The following is a 15,766-nucleotide window of genomic DNA, read 5'->3' as shown; positions in this document are numbered from 1 at the left end:
GCTGCGCCTCGCTCGCGTCGATGGGGTGCTCTGCGCAGCGAAATCAAGGAGGAGGCCGAAGGCCGGGGGACATTCGCGGAGCAGAGCACCCCGTCGACGCGAGCGCGCCCCGCAGGTCGAAATCGGCAACACAAGAAAGCCACCTAGAGCTCCTTGCGTATGTCGACCAGCCGCGTCAGCCCCCAGATGATCATCAGCACCACGGCCAGCAGGATCATCGCGTTGGCCGCCGCCAGCGGGAACTGCAGGTACGAGGTCTGCACCTGGATGATCTTGCCGATCGAGGCGATCTGCTGGCCGCCCATCACGCCGATGGTCACGAAGTCGCCCATCACGATCGTGATGACGAAGATCGAGCCGATCAGGATGCCCGTGCGCGACAGCGGAACCACCACGTTCCACAGCGTCTGCCAGCCCGAGGCGCCCGCGTCGTTCGCGGCCTCGAGCAGCGAGCGGTCGATGCGCATCATGCTGTTGAAGATCGGCACGATCATGAACATCGTGTAGAGGTGCACGAAGGCCAGCACCACCGAGAAGTCGGAGAACAGCAGCCACTCCACCGGCTGCTGCACCAGCCCCAGGCCCATCAGCGCCTGGTTCACCAGCCCGTTGCGGCCCAGAAGCGGCACCCACGAGATCATGCGGATCACGTTCGAGGTCCAGAACGGCACAGTGCACAGCACGAACAGCACCGTCTGCACCGTCGACGAGCGCACGTGGAAGGCCAGGAAGTAGGCCACCGAGAAACCGATCAGCAGCGTGATGCCCCAGACCAGCAGGCAGAACTTGAAGGTGCTCAGGTAGGTGTTGAGCGTCACGCAGAGATCGCCGTTGTCGGTCAGCCGCGAACAGCCCTCGAACAGGCTCAGGTAGTTGCGCAGCGTGAACGCCGGGATCAGCTCGTACTCGTTGAAGTTCCACAGGCTCACCATCGCCACCAGCGCCAGCGGAACCAGGAAGAACAGCAGGAACACCAGCGCGAACGGCGCCGCCTGCCACCACGCCTTCACGGCATGCAGGGGCGCGGTGGCGGCGTTCGCGCGGGTGGTGGGTGCACTCACGGGATCAGGCCGCGACGAACTCGTTCCACTTGCGGACCATGTACTCGTTCTCGTCCATCACCGCGTTCCAGCAGGCGATGCCGCCCATGCGCTGCTCGTAGCTGCCGCCGTCGCGTACCGCGCCGGCCTTGGCGATCACGTCGCCCTGCGGGCTCTTGATGTCCTGCGCCGCGGGCTTGCCCTCCATCCAGTAGGCCCATTCGTAGGCTTCCATCTTGGTCTTGGCCGTGTCGAGCACCGCGCTGTAGTAGCCCTGACGGTTGAGGTAGGCGCCGGCCCAGCCGTCGAGGAACCAGTTGATGAACTCGTAGGCCGCGTCGAGCTTCTTGCCCGACAGCGTGGCCGGCAGGCCGAAGCCCGAGGCCCAGGCGCGATAGCCCTCCTTGAGCGGCTGGAAGGTGCAGTCGATGCCCTTGCTGCGCACGGCCGTCACGGCCGGCGACCACATCGACTGGATCACCACCTCGCCCGAGGCCATCAGGTTCACCGACTCGTTGAAGTCCTTCCACAGCGCGCGGAACTGGCCGGCCTTCTTGGCCTCGATCAAGGTCTTGATCGTGAGGTCGATCTCGGCCTTGGTCATGTTGCCCTTGTCGGCGTACTTGTGGATGCCCTTGGCCTCCACCACCATCGCCGCGTCCATGATGCCGATCGAGGGGATGTTGAGGATCGCGGTCTTGCCCTTGAACTCGGGGTTCAGCAGCTCGGCCCAGGAGCCGATCGGGCGCTTGATCAGGTCGGGGCGGATGCCCAGCGTGTCGGCGTTGTAGGTGGTCGGGATCAGCGACATGAACTGCGTGGCCGACTTGGCGAAGGCCTTGCTCTTCTCGCCCTCGAGGTAGATCACCTTCACGGGCGCCGTGCCCTGGTCGCCGACCTTCTTGCCCGCCACCTCGCCCTTGGTGAACAGCGAGGTGATCTTGTCGGCGTTCTTCACGCGCTTGCTGTCGATGCCCTTGAGGTTGCCGGTCGGCACGATCTTCTTGAGCGAGAAGAACTCGGTGTCGATCAGGTCGAAGCTGTTGGGCGCGGTCACCGCGCGCTTGGTCACGTCGTCGGTGGTCACGGCCACGTACTGGATCTCGATGCCGGTGTCGGCCTTGAACTTCTCGGCGATCGCCTTGTCCTGGTTCACTGCCGTGCCGAGGTAGCGCAGCACCACCTTGTCCTGCGCATGCACGAAGGGCGCGATGCCCGTGGCCAGGATGCCGGCCGTGCCTTGCAGCAGCGTGCGGCGCTTGAGTCCGAGGGTCGGGTCGATGATGTCGGTCATGCTGGGTCTCCTGAAAGAAAGTGGAGGAACGCGGAAGGGAAGAAAGAAAGGAGGGGGCTCAGAGCGTCATCGCGATCGCCGCCGTGTCGTCGCGCAGCGCGGCGGCGGGCTGCGGCGCGCGTTCGCCCGGTGGCTTCGCGCCCGGCCCGAGCACGCGCGCATCGACCTCGGCCCAGGACAGCCGCACGGCCTCGCCGAGCGCATAGGGCCGCGCGAGGAACGCGGCCTCGCCGAGCTGCACCGACACGTTCGCGCGCCCGGGCGCGGCCGCGTCGAGCGCGAGGCCCAGCAGCACGTAGGTGCCCTGATATTCGACGTCGGTGACGGTGGCGGCGAGGCCTTCCGACGCCTCGGCGGCCGGCGCGATCCGCATGCGGTCGTTGCGCACCGCGATCGAGCCGGCGGGCGTGTCGAGCACGTTGTGGCCGCCCATGAAGCGCGCCACGAACTCGCTGGCCGGATGGTTGTAGACCGCGTGCGGCGAGCCGACCTGCTCGATCACGCCGTGGTTCATCACCACCATGGTGTCGGCCAGCGCCATCGCCTCCTCCTGCGAGTGCGTGACGTGCACGAAGGTCAGGCCCAGCTCCTTCTGCCAGCGCCGCAGCTCGGCGCGCATCTGGATGCGCAGGAAGGGGTCGAGCGCCGACAGCGGCTCGTCGAGCAGCAGCACGCGCGGCTCGGTGATCAGCGCGCGCGCCAGCGCCACGCGCTGTTGCTGGCCGCCCGAGAGCTCGCCGGGCTTGCGCGCGGCCAGGTGGCCCATCGCGACGCGCTCGAGCAGCGCATTGGCGCGCTGCTGGCGCTCGGCTTTGGCGACGCCCTTCATCTTGAGGCTGAAGGCCACGTTGTCGGTGGCCGACAGGTGCGGGAACAGCGCGAAGCTCTGGAACATCATCGCCGTGCCGCGCGCGGCGGCCGGCAGGTCGGTGATGTTGCGGTTGTCGAGCAGGATGTCGCCGCTGGTCACCGACTCGTGGCCCGCGATCATGCGCAGCGTGGTGCTCTTGCCGCAGCCCGAGGGGCCGAGCAGGCAGCAATAGCTGCCGCTGGCGATGCGCAGGTCGATCCGGTCGACGGCGGCCGGGGTGCCCGGGGCGTAGCGCTTGCTCAGCGCGACGATCTCGATGGCGGCGGGGACGGGCGTGGCGACGGCATTCATTGCCCGTGGCCGAGCACGATCCATGCCCGCGGCCGCCGGGCGGGGCCGCCTCTACGCCTTAGGGCGTACGGCGCGCGCCGGGGTCAGGTGCCGAAGCGGTCCGCGTCCGCGGGCAGGCCGGCGGCGGCCAGGCCGCGCAGCACGTCGCCCACCACGATCACCGCCGGGCTCGCGAGGCCGGCCTCGGCGATGCCGCGCTGCAGCCGGCCCAGCGTGGTCGCGACGTGGCGCTGCTGCGGCAGGCTCGCATGCTGGATCACGGCCACCGGCGTGTCGGCCGGCAGGCCGTGCAGCAGCTCGTGCTCGATATGGGCCGCGCCCGACACGCCCATGTAGATCACCAGCGTGAGCCGCGCGCCGTGCGCGGTCGCGGCCAGCGCGCGCCAGTCGGTCGGATCGTCGGCGGCACCGGCGCCCGTCTTGGCATGGCCGGTGACGAACACCACGCCCTGCGCATGGTCGCGGTGCGTGAGCGGCACGCCCAGCGCGGTGACGGCCGCGAGGCCGGCCGTGATGCCGTTGACCACCGCGCATTCGATGCCGGCCTCGCGCAGGTGCTCGACCTCCTCGCCGCCGCGGCCGAAGATGAAGGGGTCGCCGCCCTTGAGCCGCACCACCGTCTCGCCCTCGCGCACCGCGGTGATCATCAGCCGCTCGATGAAGGCCTGCGGCGTGCTCTTGCAGCCGCCGCGCTTGCCCACGTGCACGATGCGCGCATCGGGCCGGGCATGGGCCTGCACGATGGCGTCGTTCACGAGGTCGTCGACCAGCAGCACCGTGGCGGCCTGGATCGCCTTCACCGCCTTGATGGTCAGCAGCTCGGGGTCGCCGGGGCCGGCGCCCACCAGCGTGCAGCGGCCGGCGATGAGGGAGGGGGTGGGGGCGTTCGTTGTCATGCGTGGGATGCCAGTTGCGTGATGTGCCGGACCTGCGTGGCGATCGCTTCGGGCACGGGGAGCTCGCCGGCCAGCACGCGGCGCGTGTAGTCGGCCGTGGTCGCGACGTCGATGTCCTTCGGCAGGCCGGGCACCTCGGGGTCGGTGCCGGGCTGCTGGGCCTGCAGCTCGGTGCGCACGCCGCGCACGAAGCCGTCGATCCGGGCCGTGCGGCGCGGGTCCGACACCACCTCGCCCTCGAGGCCGCGCGACAGCAGCGCCGTCATGCCGGTGAGCTCGAAGGTGTCGGCCATGACGCGCGCGTATTCGGGATGGGTGTAGCTGCCGACCACCACGCAGGCGCCGGCGCCGGGCTGCATCAGCTTGACCACGCTGTGGCCCGGGTTGCGCAGGCCGACCACGCGGCGCACGTCGAGCAGCCGCTTGAGGCCCGGGCTCATCAGCTCGGTGGCGGCGAAGGCGGCCTCGCCGGCGGCGATTTCGCGCACCGCGGCCAGCGGCGCGATGCCCAGCGCCTCGAGCACGTTGGAGGCCAGCACGCGCGCGGTTTCGGTGGCGCTGCCGTGCACCAGCACCGGCAGGCCCTCGCGCGCCAGCAGCAGCGCCAGCAGCGGCGTGAGCACCGGCAGCTTGCGCGCGCCGTTGTAGCTGGGCAGCACGACCAGCGGGCGTTCGGTGGCGGGAAAGCACACCAGCCGCGCATGCGTGGCATCGAGGAAGCCGGCCATCTCCTCGGGCGTTTCGCCCTTGATCCGCATCGCGAGGCAGAAGCCGCCGATCTCGAGGTCGGTGACGGTGCCGTCGAGCACCTGGCCGAACAGGTCGCAGGCCTGTTCGCGCGACAACGGCCGGGCGCCGCGTGCGCCCCGGCCGATTTCCTTGATGTAGTGGCTGATTCCCATGGGTAGGCGGATTGTCCCGCAAGGCTTATGCCGGAATGAGAGTTCGCTTATGCCTGGTCCGGCTGGAGGGAAATGGGGTGCAACGGCTCACGCCAGCGCCTCCACCGGCGTCGAGCGCACCCGCCGCTTGAGTTCGGGAATGCAGGAGCCGCAGTTGGTGCCGCATTTCAGCGCCCCCTGCAGGGCTGCCAGCCGTTCCGCGGGCGAGCCGTCGCAGCGCCGCAGCTGGCGCTCGATCGCGAGGTCGGTCACGTTGAAGCAGGTGCAGACCGTCTTGCCGCGCGACTGCACCGCCACCGGCGCGCGCGCGCCGGGCGACAGCAGCAGCCGGCCGTAGTCCTGCGCCGGCAGCTCCTCGCGCAGCACGGTGGCGATCCAGGCCTCGGCGCTGGTGTCGCCGCCCAGCAGGAAGGCCTCGAGCCGCGCGCCGTCGGCCCGGCGCGCCAGCCGCGCCGCGCGGCGCTGGCCGCGGCGGCGGTCGGCATAGCGCAGGGTGTCGGGCGCCTGCAGGCCCAGCAGGCCCTCGATGCGCGAGAGCAGGGCGTCGTCGGGCGCCTCGTAGGCGGCGGCGCGGAACAGCAGGCCGCCGCGGCTGCCGTCGGCGCCCGAGAAGGGCACGCAGGCCGCGAACGGGAAGGCCGCCATCAGCGCCTGCAGCGCGCGGCGCGCGGCCAGCGCGTCGTCGTCGGGCAGCCAGGCCATGGCCAGCAGCGACCAGGGCAGCTCGGCCTTGAGGATCTTGACCGGCACGTGCTTGAGCTCGGGCTGCTTCGAGATGGGGCAGTACGCCGGCGTGGTGACGGCATTGATGCCCGCGAGCGGCGTGCCGCTGGAGGACGAGCCGCCCAGGTACTCACCGCCCCAGTGCATCGCGACGAAGGCCTGGTCGGGCGCGATCTCCTCGCTGGCGCGCGCGGGCAGCAGGATCGAGCCGCGCCTGGAGCTCAGGTGCACCAGGTCGCCCTCGCGCAGCGCGCGCCGCGCCATGTCCTGCGGGTTCATCTGCACCGCGGGCTCGGCCACGTGGCCGAACAGCCGGCCGACGTTGCCGGTGCGGCTCATGCCGTGCCACTGGTCGCGCAGACGGCCGGTGTTGAGCGAGAACGGCCAGCGCGGCTCGCGTGGCTCGGCCAGCGGGCGGTAGACGGTGTCGGCGAAGCGCGCGCGGCCGTCGGGCGTGGGGAACACGCCATCCTCGTAGAGCCGCGCGCGGCCGGCCGTTTCGCCCTCGCGCAGCGGCCACTGCTGCGGGCCGGCGTGCTCGAGCAGCGCCCAGCTCAGGCCGGTGATGTCGAGGTCGCGCCCGCGCGTCGATTCGCGGTGCTCGTTCCAGACCGATTCGGCGTTCTCGTAGGGAAAGAGCGTGGCCGCGCGGCCCAGCCTCGCCTCGAGCCGGCGCGCGAATTCGGCCGCGATCGACCAGTCGTGGCGCGCCTCGCCGGGCGGCGGCACGGCGGGGCGCACGCGCGAGATGCGGCGCTCGCTGTTGGTGACCGTGCCTTCCTTCTCGCCCCAGGTGGTGGCCGGCAGCAGCAGGTCGGCGTAGGCGCAGGTGGCGGTGGTGGCGAAGGCTTCCTGCACCACCACGAACTCGGCGCGCTCGAGCGCGCGGCGCACCATGGCCTGGTCGGGCATCGACTGGGCCGGGTTGGTGCAGGCGATCCACAGCGCGCGGATCTCGCCGTCGGCCGCGGCCTGGAACATCTCGACCGCCGTCTTGCCGGGCCGCGCGGGCACCGAGGGCACGCCCCAGAGCGCTGCCACCTCGGCGCGGTGCGCGGGGTTCGCGAGGTCGCGGTGCGCGCTCAGCAGGTTCGCGAGGCCGCCGACCTCGCGCCCGCCCATCGCATTGGGCTGGCCGGTGAGCGAGAACGGCCCCGCGCCCGCGCGCCCGATCTGGCCCGTGGCCAGGTGCAGGTTGATCAGCGCGGCATTCTTCGCGGTGCCGCTCGAGGACTGGTTGAGGCCCTGGCAGTACAGGCTCAGCGTGGCCGGCGAGGTGGCGAACAGCCGGGCCGCCTCGAACAGCTGCGCGGTCGACAGGCCGCAGACCCGCGCCACCGTCTCGGGCGTGCAGTCGCCTACCGTGGCCTTCAGCGCCTCGAAGCCGCTGGTGTGGGCCGCGATGTAGTCGGCCGCGATCCAGCCTTCGCGCAGCATCAGGTGCAGCATGCCGTTGAACAGCATCACGTCGGTCCCCGGCTGCAGCGGCAGGAACAGGTCGGCGATCTCCACCGTGTCGGTGCGGCGCGGGTCGGCCACCACGATCTTCAGCGCCGGGTTGGCAGCCTTCGCGTCCTCGATGCGCCTGAACAGGATCGGATGGGCCCAGGCGGTGTTGCTGCCGACGATGAACAGGCACTGCGCGTGCCGCAGGTCGTCGTAGCAGGCGGGCGGCGCGTCGGCGCCCAGCGTCTGCTTGTAGCCGGCCACCGCGCTGCTCATGCACAGGCGCGAGTTGGTGTCGATGTTGTTGGTGCCGACCAGGCCCTTGGCGAGCTTGTTGAAGACGTAGTAGTCCTCGGTGAGCAGCTGGCCCGAGACGTAGAAGCCGACCGCGTCGGGGCCGTTCGCCTGCACGATGCCCGCGAAGCGGCCGGCCGCCTGCTCGAGCGCCGCATCCCAGTCCAGCGGCTGCGGTGCCTCGCCGCGGCGCGCGCGCTGCATCGGGCGCAGCAGCCGCGTCTGGCGCGTGATCGGCGCGCTGGCCGTCAGGTGCAGGGTCGAGCCCTTGGTGCAGAGGCGGCCGAAGTTGGCCGGGTGGTCGGGGTCGCCGCGCACGCCCGTGATCTGCGCGCCCTCGGACTCGATGATCACGCCGCAGCCGACGCCGCAGTAGGGGCAGGTGGAGCGGGTGTCGGTCATGCGGCCGCCTTCGGTTCGTCCTCGCTGGCAACGGCTTCACCGAACATCAGCCGGTCGCGGATTTCCTGCACGCTGCGCCCTTCGCGCACCAGCGCGTAGTACCAGCTGCCGTCCACCGTGTCGCCGTAGAGGCAGGCGCCCACCAGCTTGTCGTCCTTGAGCACCAGCTTCTTGTAGACGCCGCCGAAGGGATCGCTCAGCACGATCTCCTCGGTGCCTTCGCCGCCCATGAACTCGCCCGCGCTGAACAGGTCGATGCCCGTGACCTTGAGCTTGGTCGAGGTCAGCGAGCCCTGGTAGCGGCCGATGCCGAGCTGCGCGAGATGGTTGGCCGCCACCTTGGCCTGCTCGAACAGCGGCGCCACCAGGCCGTAGGCGATGCCGCGGTGCGCCGCGCATTCGCCCACCGCGTAGATGCGCGCATCGGTCACGGTCTGCAGGGTGTCGGTGACCACGATGCCGCGGTGGCAGTGCAGCCGCATGCGCTCGGCCAGCTCGACGTTGGGGCGGATGCCCACGGCCATCACGACCAGGTCGGCCGGGACCTCGCTGCCGTCCTTGAAGCGGATCGCGGTGACGCGGCCGTGCTCGCCGCCGACCAGTTCCTGGGTCTGCGCGCCCATCCTGAAATTGAGGCCGCGTTCCTCGAGCGACTGCTGCAACAGCCGGGCCGCGGTTTCGTCGAGCTGGCGCTCCATGAGCCATGGCATGACGTGCACCACCGTCACCTCCATGCCGCGCCGCATCAGGCCGTTGGCGGCCTCGAGGCCCAAGAGGCCGCCGCCGATCACCACCGCATGGCGGTGCGTGCGCGCGGTCTCGATCATGCAGTCGGTGTCGGCGATGTCGCGGTAGGCGATCACGCCCTCGAGCTCCTTGCCGGGCACCGGCAGCATGAAGGGGGTGGAGCCGGTGCAGACCAGCAGGCGGTCGTAGGCGGCCTCGGTGCCGTCGTCGGCGCGCACGATGCGCTTCACGCGGTCGACCTCGACCACCTTCTTCCCGGCATGCACCGCGATGCCGTGGTCGAGGTACCAGTCCCAGCCGTTGAGCACGATCTCGTCGAGCGTCTGCTCGCCCGCGAGCACCGGCGACAGCATGATGCGGTTGTAGTTGGGGTGCGGCTCGGCGCCGAACACCGTGATGTCGTAGAGGCCGGGCGCGATCTTCAGCAGCTCCTCGAGCGTGCGCACGCCGGCCATGCCGTTGCCGATCAGCACGAGTTTCATCTTCTTCATGGGGCCCTGCCTTTCTGCGACCGAGCGGATATCGAGCGGGCGGGGCGCTGGTGTGCACCGACGTGCCGGGCGGCCCGGCTCGTACCCGGGTCAGGCCGCGGCCTTCTCCACGTGCCCCTGGCGCGTGTAGAGGAAGTCGATCACGGCCTTGCGCGCATGCACGTAGACGGGATCCTCCGCGAGCTCGACACGGTTGCGCGGGCGCGGGATGTCGACCGTGAGCACCTCGCCGATGGTGGCGGCCGGGCCGTTGGTCAGCATCACGATGCGGTCGCTCAGCAGCACGGCCTCGTCCACGTCGTGCGTGACCATCACCACCGTGCTGCGCGTCTTCTGCACGATGGCCAGCAGCTCGTCCTGCAGCTTGGCGCGCGTGAGGGCGTCGAGCGCGCCGAAGGGCTCGTCCATCAGCAGCACCTTGGGCTCCATCGACAGCGCGCGCGCGATGCCCACGCGCTGCTTCATGCCGCCCGAGATCTCGCCGGGGCGCTTCTGCGCGGCGGGCGTGAGGCCGACCAGCGCCAGCGCCGCGTCGGTGCGCGCGCGCAGCTGCGCCTTGTTCTCGGTGGCGGCGAACACGCGCTCGACCGCGAGGTAGACGTTCTCGAAGCAGGTGAGCCAGGGCAGCAGCGAATGGTTCTGGAACACCACCGCGCGCTCGGGGCCCGGGCCCTTGATCTCCTTGTTGGCGCACAGCAGCGCGCCCGCGGTGGGCGTGGTGAGCCCGGCGATCAGGTTCAAGAGCGTGGACTTGCCGCAGCCCGAATGGCCGATCAGCGTGATGAACTCGCCTTTGGCCACGTTCAGGTTCACATCGCGCAGCGCGACGAAGCGGCCCTTGGGCGTCTTGAAGGCCTGCTCGACGCCGTGGATCTCGATGTACTTCGACTCGTCGATCATGATTTCACCTCTTCGAACGTGAAGGCCGTCGCGAGCTTGATCAGCGCGAACTCGAGCACCAGGCCGACGATGCCGATCACGAAGATCGCGATGATGATGTTGGCGACGTTGAGGTTGTTCCACTCGTCCCAGACCCAGAAGCCGATGCCCACGCCGCCGGTCAGCATCTCGGCCGCCACGATCACCAGCCAGGCGGTGCCCACGGCCAGCCGCACGCCGGTCAGCATGTAGGGCAGCACGGCGGGGAACAGGATCTTGGTGAGGATCTTCCATTCGCTGAGGTTCAGCACCTTGGCCACGTTCATGTAGTCGCTCGGAACGCGCTGCACGCCCACGGCCGTGTTGATGACCATCGGCCAGATCGAGCAGATGAAGATGGTCCAGATCGCGGCCGGGTTGGCGCCCTTGAACACCAGGAGGCCGATCGGCAGCCAGGCCAGCGGCGAGACGGGGCGCAGCAGGCTGATCAGCGGATTGAACATGCGCGAAAGGAACTCGAAGCGCCCGATCGCGAAGCCGGCCGGAATGCCGACCAGCGCCGCGAGGCCGAAGCCCAGCGCCACGCGCTGCAGCGAGGACAGCACGTTCCAGCCCACGCCCTGGTCGTTGGGGCCCTTGCTGTAGAAGGGATCGCTGAACACCGTGAGCGCCTGCTGCCAGACCGTCAGCGGCGAGGGAAAGCCGGTGGTGCTGCGCATGGCCACGATCTCCCACACCAGCAGCAGCAGGCCGAAGCCCGCGAGCGGCGGCAGCACGCGCATCCAGAAGGCGCGCAAATCGAGCGGCGTGCGCACCCGCGGCTCGGGCGCGGGCAGGGGGCGAACGGCGGCCGCGGTGGCGGCCGCCGGCTTGGCCGCGAGGGCCGGGGCCGACGGCGCGGCGACCGCCTCGAGCGGCGAATGGAAGACTGCGCTGACCATGGTGTTCTCCCTATGCATGGAGCTTGAAGGACTCGGCGTACTTCTTCGGGTCCTTGCCGTCCCAGACCGAACCGTCGAACAGCTTGCTGCTGCGCATCGGGTCCTTGGGCACCGGCGTCTGCGTGGCGGCCGCGGCCTGCTTGTAGATGTCGATGCGGTTGATCTCGGTCGCGACCTTGAGGTAGTCGGGATGCTCCTTGAGCAGGCCCCAGCGCTTGTGCTGCGTGAGGAACCACATGCCGTCGGACAGGTAGGGGAAGCTGACCGCGCCGCCGTTGTAGAACTTCATGTGGTTGGGGTCGTCCCAGCTCTTGCCCAGGCCGTTGACGTAGCGGCCCAGGATGCGCTGGTTGATCGCGTCCACGCTGGTGTTGACGTAGCTCTTGTCGGCGATGGTCTCGGCCATCTTGTTCTTGTTCTGCAGGCCGGTGTCGATCCACTTGCCGGCCTCGAGCACGGCGGCGGTCACGGCGCGCGCGGTGTTCGGATACTTCTTCGCGAACTCGGCCGTGGTGCCGAGCACCTTCTCGGGATGGTCCTTCCAGATGTCCTGCGTGGTGATGGCCGTGATGCCGATGCCGTCCATGATCGCGCGCTGGCCCCAGGGCTCGCCGACGCAGTAGCCGTCCATGTTGCCCACGCGCATGTTGGCCACCATCTGCGGCGGCGGCACGGTGATGTTCTTGACGTCCTTGAACGGGTCGATGCCGGCCGAGGCGAGCCAGTAGTAGAGCCACATCGCGTGGGTGCCGGTGGGGAAGGTCTGGGCGAAGGTGTATTCGCGCTTCTCGCTGGCGATCAGCCTGGCGAGCGAGGCCGCGTCGACCGCGCCCTTGTCGGCCAGCTTCTTCGACAGCGTGATCGCCTGGCCGTTGTTGTTGAGGGTCATGAGCACGGCCATGTCCTTCTTCGGGCCGCTCAGGCCCAGGTGCATGCCGTAGACCAGGCCGTAGAGCACGTGCGCCATGTCGAGGTCGCCGTTGGCCAGCTTGTCGCGCACGCCGGCCCAGCTCGCCTCCTTGCTCGGCACGATCTTCACGCCGTACTTCTTGTCGATGCCCAGCACCGAGGCCATCACCACGCTGGCGCAGTCGGTCAGCGGGATGAAGCCGATTTTCACTTCCTCCTTCTCGGGCTTGTCGGAGCCCTGGGCCCAGACGGCGGCGCGCAGTGCGGGATCGATCCCGACGGCGCCGATGGCGGCGGCCTGCAGCACGCGGCGCCGGCTCAGTTTGGTTTGCAGCGGATCGGACATGGGGCGGACTCCTGCGAAGAGAAAGGCGGAAGACAAAAACGAAAAGGCGTCCTCACCACCGCGGGGGCTGCTCGCAAACGAGCCAGCCCCGCGGGATAAGGACGCCTTTGTCCGGGTCGGTGGACGGCCCCCGCCATTGGGGGCCCTCTGCCTGGAGGCCCGAAAGCCTCATGAAATGTCTTGAGCAAAGCGCGTGCCAGCCCTGCCGCGCGTGGTTTTGCTATGGCTTTGCTAGCTCGATGCGCCGTATGGGTGCGCCCGGGCCTTCGATTCGGTGGGAAAAGGCCGCCGGCGCGTCGGCAGGCACGGTTGTTGTGCACTGCACCAGAGCGGACCGATCGACGCGCAGGTCAACGCGGCAGGTAGTCGGCCATCGCGAGCACCGACTCGGCCACGTCGACCAGCCGACGGTTCTGGTTCATCGCGGTCTGGCGCAGCATCTTGTGCGCCTCTTCTTCGCTCATCCGGCGGTGCGCCATCAAGAGGCCCTTGGCGCGCTCGACCAGCTTGCGCTCGTTGAGCGAGGCGCGCACGGTCTCGAGCTCGTCGCCCATGGCCTGCAGCCGGCGCGACTGGGCCTGCACCATGTCGAGCACCGAGCGCTCGAGCGTGCGGCCATAGAGCGTGGCGGCCTCGGGCGCGGCCGGACGCGCGGCGGCGGGCGCGGGCGCCAGCACGTCGTCGAAGAAGCGCTCGCCGTCGTCGCGCGGCGCCAGGGTGTCGAGCAGGCGCTGGTGGTCCTCGAGTTCGCGCCGCGCCTGCGCGGTCTTGTGGCCGCACTGCAGCCGCAGGTCGTCGGCCAACTGGTCCTCGACGGTGCGCATGGCGTCGATGCGCGCGCTGCAGCAGTCGAACCAGGCCTGGCTCAGCCGCGGGTCGGGCAGGCCGCCCGCGGGCGCCGCGCCCGGATGCACGGTGCCGATGCGGCGCATGCGCTCGAGCCCGGCCAGGGTGCTGTCGCTCTGGCTCTGGCGCCACAGCGCGAGCAGCGCGGGATTCGAGAACTCGGTGAAGACCTGGAAGCAGCGCTCCTGCGACTCGACCAGGTGCAGCCACTGGGCCCGCTGGGTGTCGTCGACGCGGCCCATGGCGAGGGCGGCGGCGCCGAGGGCGCGCTCCTGGCCCGCGAACTCCTTGCCCTGCATGAAGTTGAACAGCGCCACCAGCAGGCGCGAGATCTCGGGGTCGGTGGCGCCGTCGGCGGCCTCGAACACCACCGACAGCAGCCCCGCGACCAGTTTGGCGAAGGCCGCGGTGGACTGCGCGGGCTGCAGTTCGAGCGCGCCGATGCGCCGGCGCAGGGCCGGCAGGCCGTCCAGGCCCGGCAGCACCCAGGCGATGCGGCTGAACAGACGCGTGTAGTTGCCGTCGCCCGCGCGGCCGTGCGCCTCGGCCTCGAGCCGGTCGAAGCCCAGCCGCACCGCCTGCTCGAGCGCCACGCACTCGGCGATCTGAGGATCGCGCTGGTCGCCGAAGCGCGCGCCGCGCGAGGCCAGGAACAGGTTCGACATGCCGCGCTCGCGTTGCAGCGCATGCACGAGCCGGCCCACGGCGCCGACCAGCTCGCTGGTGCGCGCGAGCTGCTCGAGCGCGTCGATCTCGCTGCGTCGCGCGGCGATCAGGAAGTGCAGTCCGGATTTCATGGGGTGCCCGAACCGCAGCAACATCCGTGCCGTACCCCCGCGCCAGCAGCGCCTACCGCCCGCCGCCTACACTCGCGGCCATGCTGCTTCTAGGAATCGAATCCTCCTGCGACGAGACCGGCGTGGCGCTGGTCGAGTCGCATGGCGACGCGCTGCCGGTGCTGCGCTCGCATGCGCTGCACAGCCAGATCGCGATGCACCAGGCCTATGGCGGCGTGGTGCCCGAACTCGCGAGCCGCGACCACATCCGCCGCGTGCTGCCGCTGACCGATGCCGTGATGGCCGAGGCCGGGCGTGCGCTGGCCGAGGTCGACGTGGTCGCCTACACGCGCGGCCCCGGCCTCGCGGGCGCGCTGCTCGTGGGCGCGGGCGTGGCCTGCGCGCTGGGCGCGGCGCTCGGCAAGCCCGTGCTGGGCGTGCACCATCTCGAAGGCCACCTGCTGTCGCCGTTCCTGAGCGCCGACCCGCCCGAGTTCCCCTTCGTGGCGCTGCTGGTCTCGGGCGGCCACACCCAGCTGATGCGCGTGGACGGCGTGGGCCGCTACGAGCTGCTGGGCGAAACCATCGACGACGCGGCCGGCGAGGCCTTCGACAAGAGCGCCAAGCTCATGGGCCTGCCGTACCCCGGCGGCCCCTGGCTCGCCAAGCTGGCCGAGGGTGGCGATCCGGCGGCCTTCAAGCTGCCGCGCCCGCTGCTGCACAGCGGCGATCTCGACTTCTCCTTCGCCGGCCTCAAGACGGCCGTGCTCACGCAGGCCAGGAAGCTCGGCGATTCGCTCGAGGCGCGCAAGCCCGACCTCGCGGCCTCCACGCAGGCGGCGATCGTCGAAGTGCTGCTGAAGAAGTCGCTGGCCGCGCTCGAGCAGGCCGGCCTCAAGCGGCTGGTGGTGGCCGGCGGCGTGGGCGCGAACCGCATGCTGCGCGAGCAGTTGAATGCCGCCTGCGCGAAGCGCGGCGTGCGCGTGCACTACCCCGAGCTGCACCTGTGCACCGACAACGGCGCGATGATCGCGATGGCCGCGGCGATGCGGCTGCAGTCGGGGCTGTCGCAGCCCACCGAGCGCTACGCCTTCGACGTGAAGCCGCGCTGGCCGATGGCCTCGCTGTCGGCGGACCTGCCCGCCACAGCCTGAGAACGCCCATGAAAAAGCCCGCGCGGCTGGTCGCCGCGCGGGCTTTTTCGCAGGTCGGTTGCGCTTGGACCGGTTGTCTGGATCAGTTGATCTGCAGCTGCGAGACCTGGCTGACCGGCACCACCTTGGCGAGCTTCAGGGTCAGCACGCCGTTCTCGAGCCTGGCTTCGCTGGCCGCCGCGTCGATGTCCAGCGGCAGCTCGTAGGCGGCCTTGAACTGGCGCTTGGCGTCGGCCTTGCTCTCGATGCGGACCACGGCGCCTTCGATGCCGATGCTCAGGTCCTCGCGGGCGAAGCCGGGCACGTCGAGCGACAGGGTCCAGCTCTTGTCGTCCTGCTCGACCAGCGGCGAGCGGCGCGCGGTGCCGGCGAAGGCATCGTTCACGAAGCGTTCGAAGGCGCGATCGTAGGCGCGGGGGGTGAAACGGGTGGCGCGGAGAGCGGGTGCGAAAAACATGGAAGTACTCCTGAATGAACACAATGGGGACATGGAATGTGTGTCCCTTACACTGCGCGGC

12 protein-coding genes and 1 pseudogene are annotated in these 15,766 nt (G+C 70.1%); 1 reads left to right on the top strand and 12 read right to left on the bottom strand.

Annotation, left to right across the window (positions count from 1 at the left end; genetic code table 11):
• Positions 1–143: 143 nt before the first annotated feature.
• The 11 genes and pseudogenes from ACODT0_RS38225 to ACODT0_RS38175 all read right to left on the bottom strand — a co-directional run bounded on the left by ACODT0_RS38225 (position 144) and on the right by ACODT0_RS38175 (position 14,115).
• Positions 144–1,061 carry an ABC transporter permease gene (locus tag ACODT0_RS38225; RefSeq protein ID WP_413762928.1) on the bottom strand — a complete coding sequence of 306 codons (918 nt, stop codon included), beginning with the start codon at positions 1,059–1,061 and terminating at the stop codon, positions 144–146.
• Between the two features lie 4 nt (positions 1,062–1,065).
• Positions 1,066–2,334 carry an ABC transporter substrate-binding protein gene (locus tag ACODT0_RS38220; RefSeq protein ID WP_057592145.1) on the bottom strand — a complete coding sequence of 423 codons (1,269 nt, stop codon included), beginning with the start codon at positions 2,332–2,334 and terminating at the stop codon, positions 1,066–1,068.
• A 58-nt stretch (positions 2,335–2,392) separates the two neighbouring features.
• Positions 2,393–3,496 (bottom strand): ABC transporter ATP-binding protein, encoded by a 1,104-nt coding sequence (locus ACODT0_RS38215; RefSeq protein ID WP_489043678.1) that lies wholly within the window; start codon positions 3,494–3,496, stop codon positions 2,393–2,395.
• A gap of 83 nt (positions 3,497–3,579) precedes the next feature.
• Positions 3,580–4,392, bottom strand: a complete 813-nt coding sequence (gene cobA / locus ACODT0_RS38210; protein WP_261212585.1) for a uroporphyrinogen-III C-methyltransferase — start codon at positions 4,390–4,392, stop codon at positions 3,580–3,582.
• A complete protein-coding gene (gene ybiB / locus ACODT0_RS38205) occupies positions 4,389–5,294 on the bottom strand; it encodes a DNA-binding protein YbiB (RefSeq protein ID WP_489043677.1) in 906 nt (301 codons plus the stop codon). Before ybiB ends, cobA begins: the two co-directional genes overlap by 4 nt.
• 87 nt (positions 5,295–5,381) lie before the next feature.
• Positions 5,382–8,111, bottom strand: a complete 2,730-nt coding sequence (locus ACODT0_RS38200; protein WP_489043680.1) for a nitrate reductase — start codon at positions 8,109–8,111, stop codon at positions 5,382–5,384.
• A pseudogene (locus tag ACODT0_RS38195) lies at positions 8,097–9,397 on the bottom strand (FAD-dependent oxidoreductase); the annotation flags it as partial. The gene ACODT0_RS38200 and the pseudogene ACODT0_RS38195, both read right to left, overlap by 15 nt.
• Before the next feature lie 90 nt (positions 9,398–9,487).
• A complete protein-coding gene (locus ACODT0_RS38190; RefSeq protein WP_057592150.1) occupies positions 9,488–10,297 on the bottom strand; it encodes an ABC transporter ATP-binding protein in 810 nt (269 codons plus the stop codon).
• Positions 10,294–11,217, bottom strand: a complete 924-nt coding sequence (ntrB, locus tag ACODT0_RS38185; RefSeq protein ID WP_489043676.1) for a nitrate ABC transporter permease — start codon at positions 11,215–11,217, stop codon at positions 10,294–10,296. The genes ACODT0_RS38190 and ntrB overlap by 4 nt, the downstream gene beginning before the upstream one ends.
• 10 nt (positions 11,218–11,227) lie before the next feature.
• Positions 11,228–12,472 (bottom strand): CmpA/NrtA family ABC transporter substrate-binding protein, encoded by a 1,245-nt coding sequence (locus ACODT0_RS38180; RefSeq protein ID WP_489043675.1) that lies wholly within the window; start codon positions 12,470–12,472, stop codon positions 11,228–11,230.
• Between the two features lie 350 nt (positions 12,473–12,822).
• Positions 12,823–14,115, bottom strand: a complete 1,293-nt coding sequence (locus ACODT0_RS38175; protein ID WP_489043674.1) for a nitrate- and nitrite sensing domain-containing protein — start codon at positions 14,113–14,115, stop codon at positions 12,823–12,825.
• An 80-nt stretch (positions 14,116–14,195) separates the two neighbouring features.
• Here ACODT0_RS38175 and tsaD point away from each other — a divergent pair, with 80 nt between their 5' ends.
• On the top strand, positions 14,196–15,248 hold the full coding sequence (gene tsaD, locus ACODT0_RS38170; protein ID WP_489043673.1) for a tRNA (adenosine(37)-N6)-threonylcarbamoyltransferase complex transferase subunit TsaD: 1,053 nt from the start codon (positions 14,196–14,198) through the stop codon (positions 15,246–15,248).
• Positions 15,249–15,330: 82 nt separating this feature from the next.
• Here tsaD and ACODT0_RS38165 read toward each other — a convergent pair whose 3' ends face one another.
• Positions 15,331–15,705: an Hsp20/alpha crystallin family protein gene (locus tag ACODT0_RS38165; RefSeq protein WP_261212599.1), complete on the bottom strand. Its 375-nt coding sequence runs from the start codon at positions 15,703–15,705 to the stop codon at positions 15,331–15,333.
• Between the last annotated feature and the right edge of the window lie 61 nt (positions 15,706–15,766).

The sequence above is a fragment of the Variovorax sp. FG153 genome, from assembly GCF_057809595.1.
The sequence above is the reverse complement of the archived record's forward strand: the minus strand, read 5'-3'. Positions and strand labels throughout refer to the sequence as shown.